Consider the following 20510-nt stretch of genomic DNA (forward strand, 5'->3'; position numbering starts at 1 on the left):
AGGGCGCACCTGGCATCACCCATATTGCTCACGCCGCGCACTCCCGCGCCACGGCCACGTCGTCGAAGGGCAGCACCATGTCGCCGACGATCTGACCCTGCTCGTGCCCCTTGCCGGCAACGAGCACGATGTCCTCGCTCCCCGCCATGTCGATCGCCGCCCTGATCGCTTCGCGCCGGCCGCCGATCTCGATCGCCTCCGGCGCGCCTTCGAGCACCTGCGCGCGGATCGCCGCCGGATCCTCGGAACGCGGATTGTCGTCGGTGACGATCACCACGTCCGCGCCGGCGGCCGCCGCCTGCCCCATCGGCGCGCGCTTGCCGGTGTCGCGGTCGCCGCCCGCGCCGAACACGATGATCAGCCGCCCCCCGGTATGCGGCTTGAGCGCCGCGATCGCCGCCTCGAGCGCGTCGGGCGTATGGGCATAGTCGACATAGACCGGCGCCCCCCGCCGGGTGATCACCGCACGCTCCAGGCGCCCGCGCACCGGCTGCAACCGGCTGAGATCGCCGAGCGTCTGGACGACATCGCCGCCGGTCGCGATCACCAGCCCGGCCGCGACCAGCGCATTGGCGGCCTGGTACGCGCCGATCAGCGGCAGGTTCACGCGATAGGTCTCGCCCCCGGCCTCGATCGTCAGGCCCTGGCCGAGCAGGGTCGGATCGCGCGCGACCAGCTTCAGCGTCTCGCCATGTTCCCCGACGGTGACGAGCCGATTGCCGCGCATCCGCGCCAGTTCCTCGACCCGCGGGCTGTGCGGATCGTCCGCCCATACCACTGCCGTGCCGTCCGGATCGAGCACATCGGCGAACAGGCGCAGCTTGGCATGGAAATACGTGGCCATGTCGCCATGATAGTCGAGATGGTCGCGGCTGAGATTGGTGAACGCCGCCGCGCGCACCGGCAGACCCTCGGTGCGATATTGCGAGAGACCATGCGACGACGCCTCGAACGCGACATGGCTCACGCCCTCGCGCGCCAGCCCCGCGACGTTGGACAGGAAAGTGACGATGTCGGGCGTGGTGAGCCCGGTGCTCACCGTGTCGTCGGCGGTGGTTACGCCGAGCGTGCCGATCGAGGCCGCGTGGAAGCCCCGCATCCGCCACAGCTGGCGAGTCATCTCCACCGTGGAGGTCTTGCCGTTGGTTCCCGTCACCGCCACCGCAGTCGCGGGGAAAGGCGCGAAGAACCGTGCCGCCAGCCGCGCGAACTTCTCCCGCGGGTTCGGATCGGCGATGTGGACCGCGCCCTCGACCCTGGCCTCGGGCCGCGCGACGATGGCGACGGCACCGGCCTTCACCGCATCGGGGATGAAATCCTCGCCGTTGAAGCGCGCGCCTTCGAACGCGCCGAATATGGTGCCGGGCGCCACCTTGCGATGGTCGATGGCAAATCCGGTGACGACGGCGTCCCCCCCGCCTTCCGTCAGCGCGCCCAGTTTCATTCGGCATCCTTCTTGTCGGCGTCCGGCCCCGCCCAGATCAGCGGCAGCAGCTCGCGCTCGTCGATATCGCGATTGGCGTCGGGCGCCACGCCGAGCAGCGAGCCGGTGCGGCTCACCACCCGCGCGACCACCGGCGCCACCGTCCAGGCGGCAGTCGTGCGATAGACGCCGATCGAGGGGTTGGCTTTGGGCGAATCGAGCATGGCGATCATCACATAGCGCGGTGCGTCGATGGGGAAAGCCGCCGCGAAGGTCGAAACGTTGCGATGCTTGTCGTAACCACCTTCGCTTGCCGCTTCCGCCGTGCCGGTCTTGCCGGCGATACGGAAGCCGGGCGCCTCGCCCTTGCGGCCGGTGCCCTTGAGCACGATCAGCCGGAGCAGCTGGCGCATCCGGTCGCTCGTCGCCTGCTGGAGCACGCGCTTGCCTTCCGGCGGATGCGCGGGATCGACCTTGCGCAGCGTCACCGGGCGCAGGATTCCGCCATTCACCATCGCGGCATAGGCAGTGGCGAGGTGCAGCGGCGTCACTGCGATGCCATGGCCATAGGCGGTGGTCATCACCGTGATCCGCCCCCAGCTCGACGGCCAGAGCGGCTTGGCGCTGGCATCGAGCTCGATCTCGGGCTTCCGGTCGAAGCCGAAGCGACGGAATATCTCCTGCATCTTCTCCGCGCCCAGTTCATCGGCGATGCGCGCAGTGGCAATATTGGAGGAATAGACCAGCGTTTCCGGGATGTTGAGCCAGCGGAACTGCTCGTCGCCCGGATCGTCATGGATCTTGAAGCGGCCCACCTGCAGCGGCACGGTCGCGTCGAAACGGCGCGACATCGACGTGATCGTGCCGGTGTCGATCGCTGCCGCCACTGCGATCGGCTTGAAGGTCGACCCCAGCTCGTAGACGCTCTGCGTCACATTGTTGCGCGGCGGCGGCCCGGCGATCGCATTGGGATTGAAGGCGGGGAGCGACGTCATCGCGATCACTTCGCCCGTATGCACGTCGAGGATCACGCCCGCGGCGCCGCGCGCCTGGAGCTGCGTCATCGCCGTGCCCAGCTCGTTCTCCAGCGCCGCCTGCACCCTCAGGTCAAGCGAGAGCGCCACCGGCTCGCCGCGACGAGCGGGATCGGAGAGCTGCGCGTCGAGCACCCGCTCCATGCCGTAGCGGCCATGGCCGGTGCTATCGATATAGCCGAGCACGTGCGCGGCGAGCGTCGATTGCGGATAGAGCCGGTCGTTCTCGCGCTGGAACTCGATCGCCGGCTGGCCGAGCGCATTCACCGCCGCCACCAGTTCCGGCATGGCCCGGCGCTTCAGATAGGCGAAGCTGCCACCCGATTTGAGCAATGCGAAATAACGTTCGGCACTTTGGTCGGGAATCAGCTCGGCCAGCCGGCGCGCCAGCTCGGCCTTGTCGCCGATCACCTGGTTGGGATGGATGGCGATCGTCCAGGAATCGATCGAGCGGGCAAGCGGCGCGCCCCGCCGATCGGTGATGTCGCCGCGCGGGGGCACCAGCGTGGTGGCGATGTCGCGCGCGGTGGCCGGCTCCGCCCAGAGCGCGAGCAGCGCCAGCTTGCCGATCACCACGAGCATGCCGAATCCAAACAGGATCGACAGGATCATCAACCGCACCTGGGCGGTGGCGACAAGCGCCTGACGGGCATCGCCCGTTCGGCCCTTGCGGGCCGGCGGGGCGACGACGACGATCAACGGAGCGCCAGCTTCTCGCGCTGCGCCAGCTTCTTCAGGTCATCGATGGTCGAAGTGCTGAGCACGCCCTTGTCCACCATCGCCACCGCGCGCCTGTCCGCCTTCTTCATGAGCTCGTGAAGTTCCCTGTCCTGCTGCGCCACGCTCTTGCCCGCGGCCGCCGGAGCGGGCCTGGGCTGCGGCGACGGGGCCGCCTGCACCGGAGATGCGGCCGCCGTCGCCACTGCTGCGACGGGCTGGGCCGCAGGCGCGCCGGCCGGAACGATCAGCGAGGCATTCTGGATCTGCGCGGGCTGGTCGAGGCTGGCCAGCGCCGTCTCGCTCGCCAGATACTGGCCGGGCGCCGGCGCGGCAAGCGCGAGGACGTCGCCGTTCCAACGCTCGATCTGCGCCAGGTTGGCGCGCGTCTGGAACTCGGTCTCCAGTCCGCGAATGTCCTTCTGCGCCTGGAGGATCGCGCCCTTCATCGCGCCCAGCTTGGCCTGTTCGGCCGCGCCGTGCGAATTGACCATGTAGCAGGCCGGCGCCACCACAACGGCGCAGAGGAGCCACCCCAGTCCCTTGAAGCTCTGAACCGCCATCTCACGCTACTCCTTCACTGGGCCACGGCGCCGCCGCGGTCCGCCGCGCCACGCGCAGCGTCGCCGAACGGGCACGCGGATTACGGGCAACCTCGTCATCGCCCGGCCGGACGGCCTTGGCGGGAGGTTCGAAACTGGGCTCGGCGCGCGGGCCGACCGCCGGGCGGTGGCGCGAGCCGGCAGGCTCGCTGCCGCTGCGCTCGCGCAGGAAGCGCTTCACCAGGCGATCCTCCAGGCTGTGGAAAGTCACCACCGCCAGCCGGCCGCCGGGCTTGAGCACGCGTTCAGCCGCGGCCAGGCCTTCCGCCAGCTCGTCCAGCTCGCGATTGATGAAGATGCGCACCGCCTGGAAGGTGCGGGTCGAAGGGTCCTTCTTGTCGTGCGGCTTGTGGCCCAGCGCCTTGCGGACGACATTGGCGAGATCGGTGGTGGTCACCAGCGGACGCGCGCGCACGATCGCGCTCGCCACCCGGCGCGAGCGCGGCTCCTCGCCATATTGATACAGCACGTCGGCGATCTCGCCCTCATCAGCCGAGTTCAGCCACTCCGCCGCCGTCATCCCCTCGCCGGCCATGCGCATGTCGAGCGGCCCTTCCTGCTGGAAGGAGAAGCCGCGCTCGGCCTGGTCGAGCTGCATCGACGAGACGCCAATGTCCATCGTAACGCCGTCGACGGGCACCAGGCCGCGGCGCTCGAGCTCGCTCTCCAGCTGGCTGAACGGCGCTTCGATCAGGATCAGCCGGCCATCCGCATGGGAGATGAGGGTTTGGCCGCCTTCGATCGCACGGGGGTCGCGATCGAAGGCGGCCACCTCGGCACCCCGCTCGAGGATGGCGTTGGTGTAGCCGCCCGCACCGAACGTGCAGTCGACATGGCGCTCGCCGGGCACAGGGGCGAGGCCGTCGACCACTTCGTCGAGCAGCACGGGGATATGCGGCTGGGTCGGGGAGCTCACAGCTTCACTCCCTTGGCCTGACACAGATATTCGCAGATCTCGCGCAGCGCGGGGTCCGCGTCGGGATCGCCCATCAGGCGCTCCGGCGCCCAGATGTCGAAGGTCTCGCCGCTGCCGTAGAACAGCGCCCATTTCTGGATGCCCGCCTTCATGCGGAAGAAGGGCGGGATCACGAAGCGGCCGCTATCGTCGTAAGGGGCCTTCTCGACCTGGCCGAAGGCGCGGCGCTTGGCCTTGTAGTCGGCCTCTTCTCCTCGATCGGCAGCCTGCTGTTCCTTGCGGTCGATGCGCTCGTACTTCTCCTTGGACCAGGACAGGTCGTGCGCCGACAGGCAGGGGTCGTGAGGATGCAGGCCCACGACGATCTGGCGGATGTCGGAATTGCGCTCGGCGGCGTTGCGCAGGTCGGCGGGGATGGCGACGCGGCCCTTCTGGTCCACCGCCTGGAGCGCAAATCCCTCGAAGAGCTCCCTGTCCGCCACGCCAATACCCCAATGGGCACAGCCTCCCCGTCTCCGGAATCAGCCCCCACGGCCGGGCCCGGCGCTTCAAATGACGGTGGAAAAGGGTGTGCCCCCTTTAAGCATCTCGTTTTACCAACAAGCGCCCGGGGATACAACGGGAGAATTGGGGATTGAGCGGGAATTTGCCCCACCAAGTGCCAATTTTCAACGATGTTTTACTTAGAATCTGCTTTTGTTCTTTGTTTGTTTCTAAACCACCTCCGTAAATGAACCCAATCGCTACGGACAATGCCGGAAAGTGGGGCGCAATCCCGCCCGATCCCGGGAAATCGCCAAGCCACGCAATTTCCTCACTTTTCTCGTTCCACGCTTAGCAGCGGCCATCTCGCCCAGCCAGCCCCGCCCCTGCAAGAAACCGCAGAAATCCTACGAGTCGCCGCGAAAACCGGCGCGCGTTAACCGATATTCTTGAGATTCAAGGCATTTCGGGAGTGGTTTGCAAGGAAATTGTGGATAGTCGGCCGCCACGCCGGCTTCGCGCCAGTGGGGCCGGATCCCCGGGCCCGCACGGGCGCCAGCGATCAGCGCGCTTCGCCGTTCTGCTGGGCTTCCTGCTGCCGGCGCGCGATCGCCGCTGCATCGACCTTCTCGGTCGTTGTGGTGCTGGGTGCGGCGCCCAGTTCGGCGAGCGGCTCTTCCTTGGTCTTCTCGCCCAGCGAATTGCCCAGGGCGGTCATATTGGCGACAACGGCGGAGTTGGAGGCGCCCACCGCCGAGACCGGCATGTCATTCGCACGCCAAGCGACGACCGCGCTCGCCAGCACGATCAGCACCGTAACCACGGCGAGCCCCGTCAGACCAACGTAGATACGTTGCATCGTCTGGGCGGTATCAGGCGAACCCACGCTCATATCTGTTGCATAAATGTAACGCCGAACTGCCCCGTTGCCAAGATGGGGCGTTCACTCCGCTGCGAGCCACTCCGGGACCGGCAATCCCTTGGCCGCGAGCCATTCTGCATTGTAGAGCGTTGAAAGATAACGGAAACCCGTATCGCACAGGGTCGTCGCGACGCGCTTGCCCGGCCCCAGCTCGCGCGCCAGCCGCACTGCGCCGGCCACGTTGATTCCCGAGGACAGGCCCAGGCAGAGCCCCTCTTCCTTGAGCAGCCGCTCGACCCATTCCAGCCCCTCCTCGTCGGAGATGCGGAACTGCGTGTCGATCGGCGCGCCCTCGAGATTGCCGGTGATCCGCCCCTGGCCGATTCCCTCGGCGACCGAGCTGCCCTCGGCCTTCAGTTCGCCGCACGCATAATAGCTGTAGAGCGCGGCACCGTGCGGGTCGCTGAGCGCGATGCGGACATTCTCGTCCCGGGCCTTGAGGCCCAGCCCGACGCCGGCGATCGTGCCGCCGGTGCCCGCCGCGCAGGTAAAGCCGTCGATCCGCCCGTCCATCTGCGCCCAGATCTCCTCGGCCGTGCCGACGATGTGCGCCTTGCGGTTGGCGGTATTGTCGAACTGGTTGGCCCAGATCGCATTGGGCGTCTCCTCGGCGATCCGCCTGGAGGTGTGCACGAAATGGCCGGGGTTCGAATAGGGCGCCGCCGGCACAAGCACCAGCTCGGCGCCGAGCGCGCGCAGCGTGTCCATCTTTTCGCGGCTCTGCGTCTCGGGCATCACGATGATCGTGCGATAGCCCTTGGCATTGGCGACCAGGGCCAGGCCGATGCCGGTATTGCCCGCCGTCCCCTCGACGATGCAGCCGCCCGGGCCGATCAGGCCGCGCTCCTCGGCATCCTTGACGATGAACAGCGCCGCCCGGTCCTTCACCGACGCGCCGGGATTGGCGAACTCGCACTTGCCGTAGATCTCGCAGCCCGTGGCCTCGCTCGGCCCCTTGAGGCGCACCAGGGGCGTGTTGCCGATCAGTGCCAGCGTATCGGATGTCGAATGCATGGCCGCTAGATGGAGCGCTTTCCGCCGCGCCGCAAGCAAGCGCTGGCAGGGCACGGCGAAGCGCGGCTTTCCGCCTTTACGAAACCCTTATGCGGGCGCCCGCAATCCGTCTCGAAGCTTAACGGGCAGCGCCCCTATCTCACGCTCCGTTCCAATCGAGGAGTGCATATGGTTTCGCGTTCCGAACATGTCCTGCGCGTCGGCCAGGACAGTCAGGGCCATTGGGTCGTGCAGGAAGAAGGCGGGATGCTCGAAGCCCTGTTCCGTTCGCGCGACGCGGCGGTCCGCTTCGCCCTGTCCGAATGCCGCGCCTTTCCCGGCGCCCGCATGGTGCTCGCCACCACGCCGCTCCATTCGATCCTGTCGCACTGATGCGCGGCCATGACCGCGCTCCTCGCGCTCACCCTGGCGCTCGCCCTGCTGCTGCGCCCGCCGCGCAGCGGAGCGCCTCACCCCACCGCCGGATTCCGGGATCCCTGTCGCTGAGGACCCGGCCCGACAACCAGGAGAAGAACCGATGACAGCCACCCAATTCTCGCTCGGCGGCCTGCTGCGCCGCGCCGGCCTGTCCACCGAGCCCGAGCGATCGCGATCCGGCCCCTGCGACGCGCGCATCGCCCGGGCGCTTGCCGAATTCCGCAACCATGGCCACCGTTCCGTCCGCATGCTCGATCTCGACTGTGCCGATGGCGGCCGCCTGCTCCGCGCCGCCGAAGCGGCCCGCGCGCTCGGTTTCGTCGCGATCGAGGGGCGCGGCGTGTCGCTATGGACCGGCGGCATCCGCCACGCACGCCGGCAGGCCGAACTCGCCGCCCATCCTTCCACCAGCCTGGCCTTCGAGATCGCCGAGCCGATCGCCGCACTCGCATCGGAGCATGACGGCGCCGCCGACCTGATCTTCCTGTCGGAGCCGATGCCCTATCCGTGCAGCCCGCTCGGCGCCGCGCTCGCCCGGCTGGGCGGCAGGGTGCTGGCCGGGGACTAGGCGGGCACGCCCGCCCGCTGGAGATGCGCGTCCAGCTTCCCCGCGAACCACAGGAAGAACATCCGATAGTCCGAGACCAGCGACCAGAGCGGATAGGTGAAGGTCGCCGGCCGGTTCTTCTCGACGCCGAAATGCGCGGCCCAGGCAAAGCCATAGCCCGCCAGCGGGATTGCCAGCCACCACCACCACCCGGCCCCGCCCAGCGCCAGCAGCAGGAACCAGAGCGTGAGGATCGTGCCCACATAATGGAGCGCCCGCGTGCTCGGCTTCGCATGCTCGCGAAGATAGAAGGGCCAGAAGTCGCGATAGCTGGTGATGGTGCCTGCCATGGCGAGAAGCTAACGCGACATCATGGATCCGCGCAAGCACAGCTTCCCGCCCGTCGTCGACGCCGCCACCCGTCTGCTCGTTCTCGGTTCGCTCCCCGGGGAGCGCTCGCTCGCCGAGCAGCGCTATTACGCTCATCCGCAGAACCAGTTCTGGCGCCTGGCCTCGCCCGCTGCCGGCCGCGACCTTGCCGCGCTCGACTATGACGCCCGCCTCGCTGCCCTGCTCGATGCGCATATCGGCCTGTGGGACGTGGTCGCCAGCGCGCGGCGCACCGGCAGCACCGACGCGGCGCTGCGTGACGTCGAGGGACATGACATCGCGGCCCTGGCTGCAACCCTGCCCGAACTGCGCGCGATCGCCTTTAACGGCGGCACGGCGTTCCGCACCGGCTCGCGGCAATTGGGCAGCGCCGCGCGGCGCTACGCGATCATCGCCCTGCCCTCGTCGAGTCCGCTCCACACCATCGGCTTCGAAAGGAAGCTTCCGCAATGGGAAGCGCTCCGCGCCCTGCTCGAATAATCCCACTGAAACACTGTGAATTTTCCGCTTGCCGATTTCGCCACAATCGTGCCACATTTACGGCAAGATTGAGGCATCATCTGGGCAGGGAGAAAGTGCATGCGTGGCAAGTTCCTGATTTCCGTCGCCATTCCGGCGGTCCTTCTCGCGAGCTGCAACAGCCAGCAGGGCAGCTCGGTCAGCTATCAATCCGGCCCGCAAGAGATGGCGGAAGCGGATTTCGTCGCGGCGCCCGAAGGCGCGGAGCGCTATGCGCGGAACGACGTGGCGGCGGTCCGCACGGTCGCGCAGGAGCCGGTCTCCACCTTTGCCGTCGATGTCGACACCGCCGCCTATGCCAATGTCCGCCGCTTCCTCACCCAGGGCCAGCTTCCGCCCAAGGACGCCGTCCGCGCCGAGGAACTGATCAACTATTTCCGCTACGATTATCCGCTGCCCACGGACCGGACCGCGCCGTTCAGCGTCACCACCGATGTCGCGCAGACGCCGTGGAATCCCGAGACCCGGCTGCTGCGCATCGGCCTGCGCGGCTATGACCTGAGCCGTGCCCAGCGCCCGCCCGCCAATCTCGTCTTCCTCGTCGACGTCTCGGGATCGATGAACGAGCCGGACAAGCTGCCGCTGGTGAAGCGCGCGCTCGGCATGGTCGCGGACAATATGAAGGCCGGCGATCACGTCTCGATCGTCGTCTATGCCGGGGCCGCCGGCGTGGTGCTCGAGCCAACTGCCAGCCCCGCCGAGGTGCGGGCGGCGCTGAGCGGCCTCGACGCAGGCGGCTCCACGGCGGGCGGCGAAGGCATCGAACTCGCCTATGCGATGGTGCGACGGAATTTCCGCGAGGACGGAGTCAACCGCGTGATCCTCGCCAGCGATGGCGATTTCAACGTCGGCATCACCGACCAGGCTCAGCTCGAGCAGCTGATCGAGAAGAACCGCGACGACGGCATCACCCTCACCGTGCTCGGCTTCGGCCAGGGCAATCTCAACGATGCGATGATGGAGTCGATCGCCGACAAGGGGAACGGCAACTATGCCTATGTCGACGGGATCGACGAGGCGCGGAAAGTGCTCGACACCGAGCTGGCCTCCACCCTCTTCACCATCGCGAAGGACGTGAAGGTCCAGGTGGAGTTCAATCCGGCGGCAGTGCGCCAGTATCGCCTGATCGGTTATGAGAACCGCGCGCTGCGCGAACAGGATTTCCAGAACGACAAGGTCGATGCGGGCGATATCGGCGCCGGACACCAGGTGACCGCGATCTACGAGATCGTTCCCGCCGGCGCCAAGGGCTGGCTGCCCGATCGCCATTTCGCCGCCAATCGCCGCCCCGAAAGCGAAGGCGAAGGCGAAGGCGAAGGCGCAGGCACGACACGGGGCGAACTGGCCCAGGTCCGCCTGCGCTACAAGCTGCCCGAGGGCGGCGCCTCGCGCCTGATCACCCGGCCGGTCGATGCCGGCCAGCTGCGGAACGCACCGATGCCGCACGGCGACCTCGCCTTCGCAGTGGCGGTGGCCGGCTTCGCGCAGAAGCTGCGCGGCGACGACCTGCTCGGCGATTGGGGCTATGCCGACGTCAAGCGGCTTGCCGGCATGCAATGGGGCTTCAGCCAGCAGGCCTGGTGGCGAAGCGAGTTCCTGCGCCTGGTCGACCTGGCGGACTCCCGCACCCGCACGGCTTCGGCGGAGCGCGGCGAGGAAGATCGGGCGCTCTAGGCTGAGGGCCCAAACAAGTATCTGATTTTCCGTCGTCATCCCCGCGCAGGCGGGGATGACGATTGAAGGAATATTGAGTCCCCAACCTAAGGCTGAGGCCCCCTATGCTTCGCGGTCACCCCGGCCTTGTGCCGGAGTGACGATGGGAAATCAGATATCAGTTTGCGTTCTCAACCCGGATCCCATCCCCCGGGCCGGCGGGGATCCAGGGCACCGCCGGCCGTCGCGGCCCGGCCCTTCCGCCCGGAGGCCGGGCCGCGGTTCCCCTGGCCCCTCCCCGCTCCGGGGAAGGGCTCGAACATCAATGTGCGTTCGTCGCTTCATCCGCCGCACTATCCGCGGCCACATTTCCCGGGGCCACCGGCGGCTGCGAATTCAGACCGTCCGCCGGCCGCTCGCCCGCGCAACCGTGGAGCTGCTTGTCGCCGATGCGGATATCGGCGGTCAGCGGCCGTTCGATCGCAGGATCGCCGCCTTCGATGCAACGCGCGCCTGTGAAAGTGATCGTCACCGGCTCCCCCGCCACGTCCTTGGTGGTCCACACCGCCTTCTTGCCATCGGCCTGCGGCGAGACCGGATAGAATTGCGTCACGCTTCCCTCGGTCCCGCGGCCGGCGAAGCGCGTGAGCGTGATCGATCCGGGCGCAAGCTCCAGCGACCAGGTCAGCGCATTGTCGGTGGCGCGCAGCGGCGCGTCGAGCGCGACATCGCCCAGCCGCGGCCCGGCCGGGCTCGGCTTGGCCGCCGGCGCTTCGGTCTTCTCGCTCGACCCGCAGCTCGCCAGCGCGAGCAGCGCGGCAATGGCGAAGGCGCGCATTACCATCCTCCCTCGGCCGCGACCCTGCACGGGCCGCACGCGCCGGGTCAAGCCATGGGGCCTGTCGGGAGTTCCCCGTTCCGGCTGTCCCACAGCATAATGTTCCTGTATTGTTCCAATCCATGCCCGACGCGATTCGCCTTGCCGCTGCCGTTTCGCCGCCCTCGCCGGCGCTTCGGGGGAATGAAACCGGGGCCCCTTGCCCGAAGCTTCCGAACCTTCCAGCGCCGATCCTCGCCTTCCCGCCCCGGCCGCTGCGCTGGCTCTATCTCGATCTCAATTCCTATTTCGCCAGCGTCGAGCAGCAACTGAACCCCGATCTGCGCGGGCATCCGGTGATCGTCGCCCCGGTGGACAGCGACACCACCGTCGCCATCGCCGCCTCGGTCGAGGCAAAGCGATACGGCATCTCCACCGGCACCCCGGTCTGGGAAGCCAAGCGCCTGTGCCGGGATCTGCGGATCACCCCGGCCCGGCACGAGAAATATGTCGAGTTCCATGAAGCGATCCTGACCGAGATCTGGAAGCACGTGCCCGTCACCCATGTCTGCTCGATCGATGAAGTCGCCTGCCGGCTGCTCGACAATGAGAACGATCCCGCGGCCGCGGTGGCGCTAGCGCATCGGATCAAGGCGAGCATCCGCGCGAATGTCGGCGCCTGCCTGACCAGTTCGGTGGGCATTGCGCCCAACCGTCTCCTCGCCAAGCTCGCCTCGGACATGCAGAAGCCGGACGGACTGGTGGTGCTGACCGCCGAGCGGCTTCCGGCGTGCCTGTTCGGCCTCAAGCTGCGCGAGATCGCCGGCATCGGCGCCAAGATGGAGAAGCGGCTGGCGCAGGACGGCATCCTCGACATCCGCCAATATTGCGAGCGCCGCCCGCGCGACGCGGGCAATGCCTGGGGCGGGGTCAATGGCGATCGGCTCTGGTATCTGCTCCACGGCGTCGAGCTGCCCGACAAGCCGACCCAGAACCGCACGATCGGGCACAGCCATGTGCTCAGCCCGCAGAAGCGCGGCCTCGAGCCAACCCGGCTCACTGCACGCCGCCTCGCGCTCAAGGCTGCCAGCCGTCTGCGCCGCAAGGGCTATCGCGCGCGGCTGCTGGTGCTCCACGGCAAGTTCGAGGACGATAAATCCGGCTGGCGCGCCTCGATCCGCTTGCCGAACACGCAGGACAGCTTCGTCATCCTCCATGCGCTCGACCGGCTCTTCCCCCGCCTGGCCGAAGCGGGGCGCGGCCGGCCCGGCGGCTTTCGACTGCGCATGGTCGGTGTCACGCTCTGCGAAATCGAAGCGGAGGAGGGAGAGCAGGGCTCGCTCTTCGCGGCGCTCGATCCGGACGATCCGCTGGCCCGCGAGACGCGCACGCTCGCACTCAGCCGCGCGATGGACCGGATTAACCAGAAATTCGGGCGAAACGCAGTTTCGGTCGGGCCGCTGCACGGCGGCAGGATCGATCGAGTGGGGACAAAGATCGCTTTTGGACGTATTCCGGAAATGAGCGAATTCCATGAATGACATCGGTGTCGGTCATGCGATCGCAATATTCCCGACGTGATACCGCACCGCACAATTGGAATGTAACTCTATAACACGAATCGCTTGACGATTCTTGCATGGTGAACGAAAGCTCCTGCCCGCTATGAATAAAGCCCCCCTTTTTGCCGCCGCCGCCGTGCTCCTGTCGCTCGCGGCCTGTGAGAACAAGCCCGAGGAAGTCTCGGGGACCGCTCCCGATCCCCAGGCCGAAGCGCTGAAGAACGCACCGAAGGTCGAGCTGCCGCCGTCGATCGCGTCCTCGGTCTCGATGCGCTGCAAGGACAACACTGTCGTGTTCGCCGACTTCTACAAGGGCGACAAGCAGGTCCTGATCAAGGAGGCCAAGGACGGCCCGGGTACCATGCTGAAGGCGCCGGAAGCCGGCCAGCCCTTCGTCGCCGCCGGCGGCTACAAGGTCACCGGCACCGCCAAGAACGCCACGATCGAGATTCCGGGCAAGGGCTCGCGCGCCTGCCACGCCTGATCGCGGCGCCAGTGTTTTCATCCAGGGGCCGGCGGGCATTCCCGCCGGCCCTTTTTCATGCGAGGTTTGAAGGCGAAGGGAGCGAATCCGGGTGGCGACTGTCGCGATCTACAGCCTGAAAGGCGGCGTCGGTAAGACGACGCTGGCGGTGAACCTGGCCTGGGCCTCCGCCACCCTGTCCGCCCGCCGCACCCTGTTATGGGACCTCGATCCCCAGGCCGCCGCCACTTTCCTCGTCGAGCCGCAGGGCAAGACCCGCGACCAGGCCCAGGCGATCTTCACCAAGGACGTGGCGCCCGCCAAGCTGATCCAGCATACCGGAATCGAGCGGCTCGACCTGATCGGCGCCGACACCTCGCTGCGTGGTCTCGACCTGACCTTTCACGAACTCGACAAGAAGAAACGGCTGGCCAAGCTGCTCGGCGAGCTCGACAAGGCCTATGATCGGATGCTGCTCGATTGCCCGCCCGGCCTGACCGAGACGAGCGAGCAGGTGATGCGCGCCGCCGACCTGATCGTCGTGCCGGTGATCCCCTCCCCGCTCTCCACCCGCGCCTTCGAGGAAGTCTCCGCGCATCTTGCCCGCAAGGGAGGCAAGGTGCCGCTGATGCCGGTCCATTCAATGGTCGATCGCCGGCGGAAACTCCATGCCGAGGCAGTCGCCGCGCATCCCGACTGGCCGGTGATCCCGATGGCCAGCATCGTCGAGGCGATGAGCGTGCATCGTGCCGCGGTAGGCGCCTATGCGCCGCGCACTCCGGGCGCCCAGGCCTTTGCCGGGCTGTGGCAAGCGATCGAGCGCCGGTTGACGGGCAAGAAGCGTTGAGCCGCGCCCAGCCGCCCCAGCAGGAGCTGGATCCGGACCTGGTGCTGCGCGCCTATGCCATGGGCGTCTTTCCCATGGCCGACCATCGCAGCGCGGCCAGCGTCTATTGGGTCGAGCCCAAGCTGCGCGGCGTGCTGCCGCTGGACGGCTTCCACTTTTCCCGCTCGCTCAGGAAGCTCATCCAGGCGGGCCGTTTCCGGCTGACCGTCGATGCCGCATTCGAGCGGATCATCCGGCTTTGCGCCGAATCCGCCGCCGACCGGCCGGATACCTGGATCAACGGCCCGATCGAGCGGGTCTTCCTCGAGCTGCACCGCCGCGGCTTCGCCCATTCGCTCGAATGCTGGGACGGCGAGACGCTCGGCGGCGGGCTATATGGCCTGGCGCTGGGCCGGGCATTTTTCGGGGAATCGATGGTCACGCGGATCCCCAATGCCTCGAAGGTCGCGTTCGCGCATCTCGTCGCACGGCTCAGGGCCGGCGGGTTCATGCTGCTGGACTGCCAGTTCATCACCGAGCATCTGACCACGCTCGGCGCGGTCGAGATTCCGCGCGACGATTATGTGGCGTTGCTGGCTGGCGCGCTGGGCGAGTCGGCGGCCGGGCTCTCGGCGGGCACACCTTCGGTTGACGGCGACTTCTTCGCGCTCGACGCATTGCCCGATCCGTTGCCGCCCGCCGCAGGCGCCGGCACCGTGTCGGGCCCGCTGTCGCGGAAGGTCATCGCGCAGCTCTTGGGCCAGACATCGTAGATCGGATGCTGGACCACGTTGAGCGCCGGGCGCTCTGCGAACAGCCAGCCCGAATGGACGCGGTGCCATTGCTTGTCGAGCTCGAGCACGTCGACCTGGACGAAGGCGCCGGTGAGCTGATCCGCTTCCCAGGGCGCCGTCCTGTCACAGGCCTTGAGGCGGACGATCACGTCGCCGATCCGCACCGCCTGGCCCGGCTTCATCTTGAACTCGCGCGCTTCGCCGTTGCGCTTGTTGAGGATGCCGAGCACCGCGACGCGATCCTTCATCGGCGTGGCGGCGGCATCCTCGATCGCCTTGCCGTCGCGATCGACCGTGATCACATCGGCCGCCTTGTCCGAATCGCCGCCGCTGGTGACGACTTCGTCCGAAACCGTCTTGTTCGTGGGACCGCTGCCGCCGCCCGAGCAGGCACCGAGGGCGAGCAACAGCCCGGCCGCAGCGGCTCCGGCGCGGCGACGGATCATGCGCCGGGGGTCCAGGCCTCGTAGTCGCCGGTGGCGCGGGCGCGGTGGCCGCCCTTCTCCAGCGCGCCGCTCGGACGATAGGCGAGCTGCGAGCCGGTCAGGTTCATCTCCGCCGGCTTTTCCCACGCCTTGGGCGCCGGAAGGGCCTGATCAGGCGCCGAATCGATCTGGTGGTGCAGCCAGCTGAACCATTCGGGCGGCACCCGGCTCGCATCGTTCGAGCCGTTGTAGATCACCCAGCGGCGCGGAATGCCGTTGGGGTCCTGGCCGCCCTCGTAATAGACGTTGCCCAGATCGTCCTCGCCCACGCGCGTCTTGCCGCGCAGGCCCATCCAGGTGCCGAAGGTGGCGCCGTTCCACCAGGTGAAGGGATTGAGATTGAGACCCATGGGCGCGGATTAGCGAGGAGCGCGAGGAGAGGCAATCCTTACTGCTTGTCCCAGCGCACCTTGTCGCCCGCCCGGATGCCGAGCTTCGCCGAAAGGCCCGCATTGATCTCCAGCACCGCCGCCACCGGCTCGCCCGACTTCACGTTATCCTCCGAGAATGGCACCGCATTCTCACCGATCCGGGCGATCGTGCCGTCTCCGCGGATGAAGAGGATGTCGAGCGCAGTGGGCGTGTTCTTCATCCAAAAGCTCGCCTCGCGCGGCGGGCCGTCGGCCGGATAGGGCGCGAAGAGCATGCCGCCGTCCTGCGGGATGTTGGTGCGGAACATCAGCCCGCGCTCCTGCTCGGCCGTAGTGCGGGCGAGCTCGACATGGAAGACGCGCGGGCCATTGGCACTGTCGACCGTCACGTCGATCTTTCGCGCAGCCTGCACCGCGGCTGGCCGGGTCTCCGCCTCGCCCTGGCACGCACCCGAGACGAGCAGCACCGAAGCGGCGAGCGCCGCTCCCAATCCACGCAGGAACTTCATCGTCTCAGCCGGTCCTTTCGACCGCCACGGCGAGCGGCCCCTTTTCGCCATCGACGATGCGTGCGCTGAGCGACTGGCCGGGCTCGACCTCCTCGATCTCGGCGCGCCGCAACGTCTCCATATGGACGAATATATCGGCCGAGTCGGACTCACGCACTAGGAATCCATAGCCCTTGAGGCGATTGAACCATTTCACCGTCACCGGCTCGAACGGGCCGGCAGTGGCGATCAGCTTCACCCGGTCGGCGCGCTCGGCCTGGCGCTTGGGCGCCTCGATCGCCTGGCTGAGGTCGATCGAGAGAATCTCGCGCGCCTGGAGGCCCCGCTGGCGCTGCACCGCCGTGCACTCCACGCGTGCGCCCTCGGGCAGCGAACGGCGGCCGTGATCCTGAAGCACGGTGAAGTGGATCAGGATGTCGCCCACGGCGGCGTCATCGGCGACGAGAAAGCCGAACCCCCGCGTAACGTCGAACCATTTCACGACACCGGCAAAGACCTGGCCTTCGTCCAGCTGGTCCTCGCCAATCCCCCCGTTATCGTTCGGCGTGTCTGTATAGTCGTTCTGCGCAACCTGTTGGTCAGCACGCATTTCCTGTTCCCCCGAACGGTCACATTAACATGGTATTTTCCATAAATGGAATTGCCTTTGTCGCCGATCTGGCATCAAGCGCCGCCAAGCGTGATTTCCGGGTCGTCCCCCGGCGCCATGCGGACGATCGCGCGGGCCAGTTCCGGCGCATGCCCGGCACGGATCATCGCCGCCATCTGCTTCTCCTGGAGCGGCCGGTCGGCCGCTTCTCGGGCATAGGGCCCGATGCGCCTGCGCCGGGCAAAGGCGATTGCGCTCGCGAGCCCATCGGCCTCGATCACGGGCGCGAGCGCGGCCGCATCCTCTTCCTCGACCCCGGCGAACCGCAGCGCTTCGCGCACCCGGCGCGCGCCCAATCCGCGCCGCGCCATCGCCCCGGCCTTGGATTCGGCATAGAGACGGTCGTCGACATAGCCGAGTTCGGCCATGCGCTGGGCCAAAGCATCGGGATCGGGGGATTTTTCTCCCGCCCAGCCGCGCTCGCGCAGCTTTCGGGACAGATAGGCCGCAAGTTTGGCCCTTGTCGTAGCGTAACGTTCGACATAGCGGAGCGCATGACGCTCCAGATCGGCGCCATTCAGCGGTGGTAGGGGGCGTCTCGGGACTGGCATGCGCCATGATTGTGCCACACTGGCAACCGATTTTGAACGACAGCGCGTAGCAGAGGCTAGCCTCAAAAATTCGTCGTGGGGGCACGACGTTGGCTACCACGCAGGGGCACGGAATAAAGAATGGTATTGGACGTTACGGGATCGCTCGAGGCAGAAAAGGAAGCGGGAACGCTCGCGCCTACGCCTACCGATGACAGCCTGCCGCGTCGCCTCGCGGACTTCGAAACGCTGGGCGAAGCGCTCGACTATGCCGCAAGGGGCAAGCGCGGGCTCAATTTCCACGATGCGCGCGGCAACCTCGTGCGTCCCTATCCCTTTGCGGAGCTGCGCGAGGATGCGCTGAAACAGGCCTGGCGCCTGATCGCCGCGGGCGTGAAGCCCGAGGACCGCATCGCGCTGATCGCGGAGACGGGCGCCGAATTCGCCTCGCTGTTCTTCGGCGTGATCTATGCCGGTGCCTGGCCGGTGCCGCTGCCGCTGCCGACCAGCTTCGGCGGCGCCCAGTCGTATATCGACCAGCTCACTGTCCAGTTGCAGAGCTGCGACCCCTCGATGCTGCTCTTCCCGCCCGAGATCGGCGCGATGTGCGCCGAGGCCGCGCGCGGTCGCGGCGTGTCGGGCATGGACTGGTCCGAGTTCGTCCAGCGCGACGCGACCCCGACAACGCTGCCCGAAGCCAAATCGAGCGACATCGCCTATCTGCAATATTCGAGCGGCTCGACGCGTTTCCCGCACGGCGTGGTGATCACGCACCATGCGCTGCTCAACAATCTGGCGGCGCACAGCCACGGCATGCACGTGACCGATGGCGACCGCTGTGTCTCCTGGCTGCCCTGGTACCATGACATGGGCCTGGTCGGCTGCCTGCTCTCGGTCGTCGCCAACCAGGTCTCGACCGACTATCTGAAGACCGAGGATTTCGCCCGGCGCCCGCTCGCCTGGCTCGACCTGATCAGCCGCAACCAGGGCAACACGCTCAGCTATTCGCCGACTTTCGGCTACGACATCTGCGCCCGCCGCATGTCGAGCCAGACCAAGGCCAGCGAGCGCTTCGACCTGAGCCGCTGGCGCGTCGCCGGCAACGGCGCCGACATGATCCGCCCGGACGTGATGCAGTCGTTCGTCGACGCCTTCGCCGATGCCGGCTTCAAGGCCACCGCCTTCCTGCCGAGCTACGGCCTGGCGGAGGCCACCCTCGCCGTCTCGATCATGCCGCCGGGCGAAGGCATCATGGTCGAGCTGGTCGAGGAAACCCAGCTCTCGGGCGGCGAAGTCGCCCGGGGTGATCGCCCGCAGCGCTTCCGCGCGATCGTCAATTGCGGGGTGCCCGCGCGCGACATGACGATCGAGATCCGCGAGGAAGACGGCACGCCGCTTCCCGAGAAGGCGATCGGCAAGGTCTGGTGCAAGGGCCCGAGCGTGATGGTCGGCTATTTCCGCGACCAGGAAGCGACCGACGCCTGCCTGAAGGACGGTTGGCTCGACACCGGCGACATGGGCTATATTTCCGACGGCTATATCTACATCGTCGGCCGCGCCAAGGACATGATCATCATCAACGGCAAGAACCATTGGCCCCAGGACATCGAATGGGCCGTGGAACAGCTGCCGGCGTTCAAGCAGGGTGATGTCGCCGCCTTCGCGATCACCACGCCGGGCGGCGAGGAGACGCCGGCGGTGCTGGTCCAGTGCCGCACCTCGGACGAGCAGGAGCGCCTGCGCCTGCGCGACGAGATTCGCGAGCGCGTCCGCTCGGTGACGGGCATGAACTGCGTGATCGAGCTCGTCCCGCCGCGCACGCTGCCGCGCACCAGCTCGGGCAAGCTCAGCCGCGCCAAGGCGCGCAACCTCTATCTCAACGGCGAGATCAAGCCCTACGCGCTGGCCGCGTAAGGCCGGGCATTTCCCCTCCCTCCGGGGAGGGGAATCCCTGCACGGACGCGCCCCGAGCGCCCTCCCGAAGTCCAGGAAGTCTGGACTTGGGAGACCGTTCCTCCCCCGCCGCAGCAAGCATCCGTCGCACATGCATGCGCCCCCGCAATGAGATGGCGTGGCGCGTTCTAATTTTCCTAAAAGAATCAATATTATGACAGGCGTCTTGCATGACCCTTCGAGGCCAGCAGACGAAATCCCGCCTTGCGATGGCCAGCCTTGCGGCCTCTACCTTCGTCATGCCGCCCCCGGGCTTGATCGGCGATAGGCTCCAACCAGTTCAGGATGATGCCCGGCTTCCACCAAAGCCCTATGACCATCCCCCGATCACCCGATCGATGATCGCGTCGTCGCCGGGGATCTGCCTGTCCAGCATCAGCATCGCCAGGCCGTGCGCGCAGGACCAGGCGTGGAAGGCGATCGCATCGGCATCGCCGCCATGCTGGGCCGCCGCGGCGCGGGCATTCTCCTTGAGGAAGGCCATCGCGCCGTCCTCATGCGACAATGCCATGGAATCCATGTCCGGATTGGCGAAGATCAGCCGGAACAGCGCCGGATTGGCCAGCGCGAAGCGGACATAGGCGGCGCCCGTCGCCGCGAAGCCCGCCTTGCCGCCCCCTGCCCGCGCCGCCGCTTCGTGCTGCACGTCCGACAGGCGCCGCAGCCCCTCCCCCGCCAGCGCGGTCATCAGCGCCTTCTTGTCCGGAAAGTGCCGATAGAGCGCCGTCGCGCTCACTCCCACGGCACGGGCGATCTCGCGGAGCCCGAGATCGTCGGCGGTGCGCGTCTCGAGCAATTTCAGCCCGGCTTCGAGCGCCGCCACACGCAGATCGCCGTGATGATAGGCCTTGCCACCCTCGGATGTTGACACTGTTACCATTTGCTCGCTATGTGAACATCGTCAACATAGCCCT

Annotated in this window: 23 protein-coding genes and 1 pseudogene; 9 read left to right on the forward strand and 15 right to left on the reverse strand. The window is 67.4% G+C overall.

Going from position 1 to position 20510, the window contains the following annotated elements; all coding sequences use genetic code 11:
• Positions 1–28: 28 nt before the first annotated feature.
• From FFS08_RS12045 to FFS08_RS12075, 7 genes are all read right to left on the reverse strand, one after another.
• A complete protein-coding gene (locus FFS08_RS12045) occupies positions 29–1444 on the reverse strand; it encodes a UDP-N-acetylmuramoyl-L-alanyl-D-glutamate--2,6-diaminopimelate ligase (RefSeq protein WP_137861234.1) in 1416 nt (471 codons plus the stop codon).
• On the reverse strand, positions 1441–3156 hold the full coding sequence (locus FFS08_RS12050; protein ID WP_137861235.1) for a peptidoglycan D,D-transpeptidase FtsI family protein: 1716 nt from the start codon (positions 3154–3156) through the stop codon (positions 1441–1443). The genes FFS08_RS12045 and FFS08_RS12050 overlap by 4 nt, the downstream gene beginning before the upstream one ends.
• Positions 3153–3737 (reverse strand): hypothetical protein, encoded by a 585-nt coding sequence (locus FFS08_RS12055; protein ID WP_249340961.1) that lies wholly within the window; start codon positions 3735–3737, stop codon positions 3153–3155. Before FFS08_RS12055 ends, FFS08_RS12050 begins: the two co-directional genes overlap by 4 nt.
• A 1-nt stretch (position 3738) precedes the next feature.
• A complete protein-coding gene (gene rsmH, locus FFS08_RS12060; RefSeq protein WP_137861236.1) occupies positions 3739–4692 on the reverse strand; it encodes a 16S rRNA (cytosine(1402)-N(4))-methyltransferase RsmH in 954 nt (317 codons plus the stop codon).
• Positions 4689–5174, reverse strand: a complete 486-nt coding sequence (locus FFS08_RS23835; protein WP_137861237.1) for a division/cell wall cluster transcriptional repressor MraZ — start codon at positions 5172–5174, stop codon at positions 4689–4691. Before FFS08_RS23835 ends, rsmH begins: the two co-directional genes overlap by 4 nt.
• A 563-nt stretch (positions 5175–5737) precedes the next feature.
• Positions 5738–6061, reverse strand: coding sequence for a hypothetical protein (locus FFS08_RS12070; RefSeq protein ID WP_249340962.1), 324 nt, complete (start codon positions 6059–6061; stop codon positions 5738–5740).
• A 57-nt stretch (positions 6062–6118) separates the two neighbouring features.
• Positions 6119–7111, reverse strand: coding sequence for a cysteine synthase A (locus FFS08_RS12075; RefSeq protein WP_137861238.1), 993 nt, complete (start codon positions 7109–7111; stop codon positions 6119–6121).
• A 168-nt stretch (positions 7112–7279) separates the two neighbouring features.
• Between FFS08_RS12075 and FFS08_RS12080 the strand changes: the two genes are divergently transcribed.
• On the forward strand, positions 7280–7483 hold the full coding sequence (locus FFS08_RS12080) for an RAG2 PHD domain containing protein (RefSeq protein ID WP_137861239.1): 204 nt from the start codon (positions 7280–7282) through the stop codon (positions 7481–7483).
• 145 nt (positions 7484–7628) lie between these two features.
• Entirely contained in the window at positions 7629–8096 is a 468-nt protein-coding gene (locus FFS08_RS12085; protein WP_137861240.1) for a hypothetical protein, read from the forward strand.
• Here FFS08_RS12085 and FFS08_RS12090 read toward each other — a convergent pair.
• A complete protein-coding gene (locus FFS08_RS12090) occupies positions 8093–8425 on the reverse strand; it encodes an Mpo1-like protein (RefSeq protein WP_137861241.1) in 333 nt (110 codons plus the stop codon). The genes FFS08_RS12085 and FFS08_RS12090 overlap by 4 nt on opposite strands.
• A gap of 22 nt (positions 8426–8447) precedes the next feature.
• On the opposite strand from FFS08_RS12090, the gene FFS08_RS12095 reads away from it, so the two are divergent.
• Positions 8448–8945 (forward strand): DNA-deoxyinosine glycosylase, encoded by a 498-nt coding sequence (locus tag FFS08_RS12095; RefSeq protein WP_137861242.1) that lies wholly within the window; start codon positions 8448–8450, stop codon positions 8943–8945.
• Positions 8946–9044: 99 nt separating this feature from the next.
• Complete coding sequence (locus tag FFS08_RS12100) at positions 9045–10658, forward strand: vWA domain-containing protein (RefSeq protein WP_137861243.1); 1614 nt, start codon at positions 9045–9047, stop codon at positions 10656–10658.
• A 301-nt stretch (positions 10659–10959) separates the two neighbouring features.
• Here FFS08_RS12100 and FFS08_RS12105 read toward each other — a convergent pair whose 3' ends face one another.
• Positions 10960–11475: a hypothetical protein gene (locus FFS08_RS12105; RefSeq protein WP_137861244.1), complete on the reverse strand. Its 516-nt coding sequence runs from the start codon at positions 11473–11475 to the stop codon at positions 10960–10962.
• A 122-nt stretch (positions 11476–11597) separates the two neighbouring features.
• Between FFS08_RS12105 and FFS08_RS12110 the strand changes: the two genes are divergently transcribed.
• The 4 genes from FFS08_RS12110 to aat all read left to right on the forward strand — a co-directional run bounded on the left by FFS08_RS12110 (position 11598) and on the right by aat (position 15078).
• Positions 11598–12995, forward strand: a complete 1398-nt coding sequence (locus tag FFS08_RS12110; RefSeq protein ID WP_137861245.1) for a Y-family DNA polymerase — start codon at positions 11598–11600, stop codon at positions 12993–12995.
• A gap of 124 nt (positions 12996–13119) precedes the next feature.
• Positions 13120–13500 (forward strand): hypothetical protein, encoded by a 381-nt coding sequence (locus FFS08_RS12115; RefSeq protein ID WP_137861246.1) that lies wholly within the window; start codon positions 13120–13122, stop codon positions 13498–13500.
• 91 nt (positions 13501–13591) lie between these two features.
• Positions 13592–14326 (forward strand): ParA family protein, encoded by a 735-nt coding sequence (locus FFS08_RS12120; RefSeq protein ID WP_137861247.1) that lies wholly within the window; start codon positions 13592–13594, stop codon positions 14324–14326.
• Positions 14323–15078, forward strand: coding sequence for a leucyl/phenylalanyl-tRNA--protein transferase (gene aat, locus FFS08_RS12125; RefSeq protein WP_137861248.1), 756 nt, complete (start codon positions 14323–14325; stop codon positions 15076–15078). Before FFS08_RS12120 ends, aat begins: the two co-directional genes overlap by 4 nt.
• Before the next feature lie 35 nt (positions 15079–15113).
• Here the strand turns inward: aat and FFS08_RS24300 are convergent.
• The 5 genes and pseudogenes from FFS08_RS24300 to FFS08_RS12150 all read right to left on the reverse strand — a co-directional run.
• A pseudogene (locus FFS08_RS24300) lies at positions 15114–15545 on the reverse strand (DUF2155 domain-containing protein); the annotation flags it as partial.
• On the reverse strand, positions 15542–15934 hold the full coding sequence (locus FFS08_RS12135) for an NADH:ubiquinone oxidoreductase subunit NDUFA12 (protein WP_086130341.1): 393 nt from the start codon (positions 15932–15934) through the stop codon (positions 15542–15544). The pseudogene FFS08_RS24300 and the gene FFS08_RS12135, both read right to left, overlap by 4 nt.
• Positions 15935–15972: 38 nt before the next feature.
• Positions 15973–16464 (reverse strand): DUF192 domain-containing protein, encoded by a 492-nt coding sequence (locus FFS08_RS12140; RefSeq protein WP_137861249.1) that lies wholly within the window; start codon positions 16462–16464, stop codon positions 15973–15975.
• Positions 16465–16468: 4 nt separating this feature from the next.
• A complete protein-coding gene (locus FFS08_RS12145; RefSeq protein ID WP_137861250.1) occupies positions 16469–17053 on the reverse strand; it encodes a cold-shock protein in 585 nt (194 codons plus the stop codon).
• A gap of 74 nt (positions 17054–17127) precedes the next feature.
• On the reverse strand, positions 17128–17481 hold the full coding sequence (locus FFS08_RS12150) for a regulatory protein RecX (protein WP_331484310.1): 354 nt from the start codon (positions 17479–17481) through the stop codon (positions 17128–17130).
• A gap of 303 nt (positions 17482–17784) precedes the next feature.
• On the opposite strand from FFS08_RS12150, the gene FFS08_RS12155 reads away from it, so the two are divergent.
• The gene (locus FFS08_RS12155; RefSeq protein WP_137861252.1) at positions 17785–19557 is read left to right on the forward strand and encodes a fatty acyl-AMP ligase; all 1773 of its coding nucleotides are present in this window, start codon (positions 17785–17787) and stop codon (positions 19555–19557) included.
• A 349-nt stretch (positions 19558–19906) separates the two neighbouring features.
• On the opposite strand, the gene FFS08_RS12160 is transcribed toward FFS08_RS12155, so the two are convergent.
• The gene (locus tag FFS08_RS12160) at positions 19907–20476 is read right to left on the reverse strand and encodes a TetR/AcrR family transcriptional regulator (protein WP_137861253.1); all 570 of its coding nucleotides are present in this window, start codon (positions 20474–20476) and stop codon (positions 19907–19909) included.
• Positions 20477–20510: the final 34 nt, after the last annotated feature.

Origin of the sequence: Sphingomonas sp. 1F27F7B (assembly GCF_005503355.1) — a bacterium.
Lineage (GTDB): Bacteria > Pseudomonadota > Alphaproteobacteria > Sphingomonadales > Sphingomonadaceae > Sphingomonas.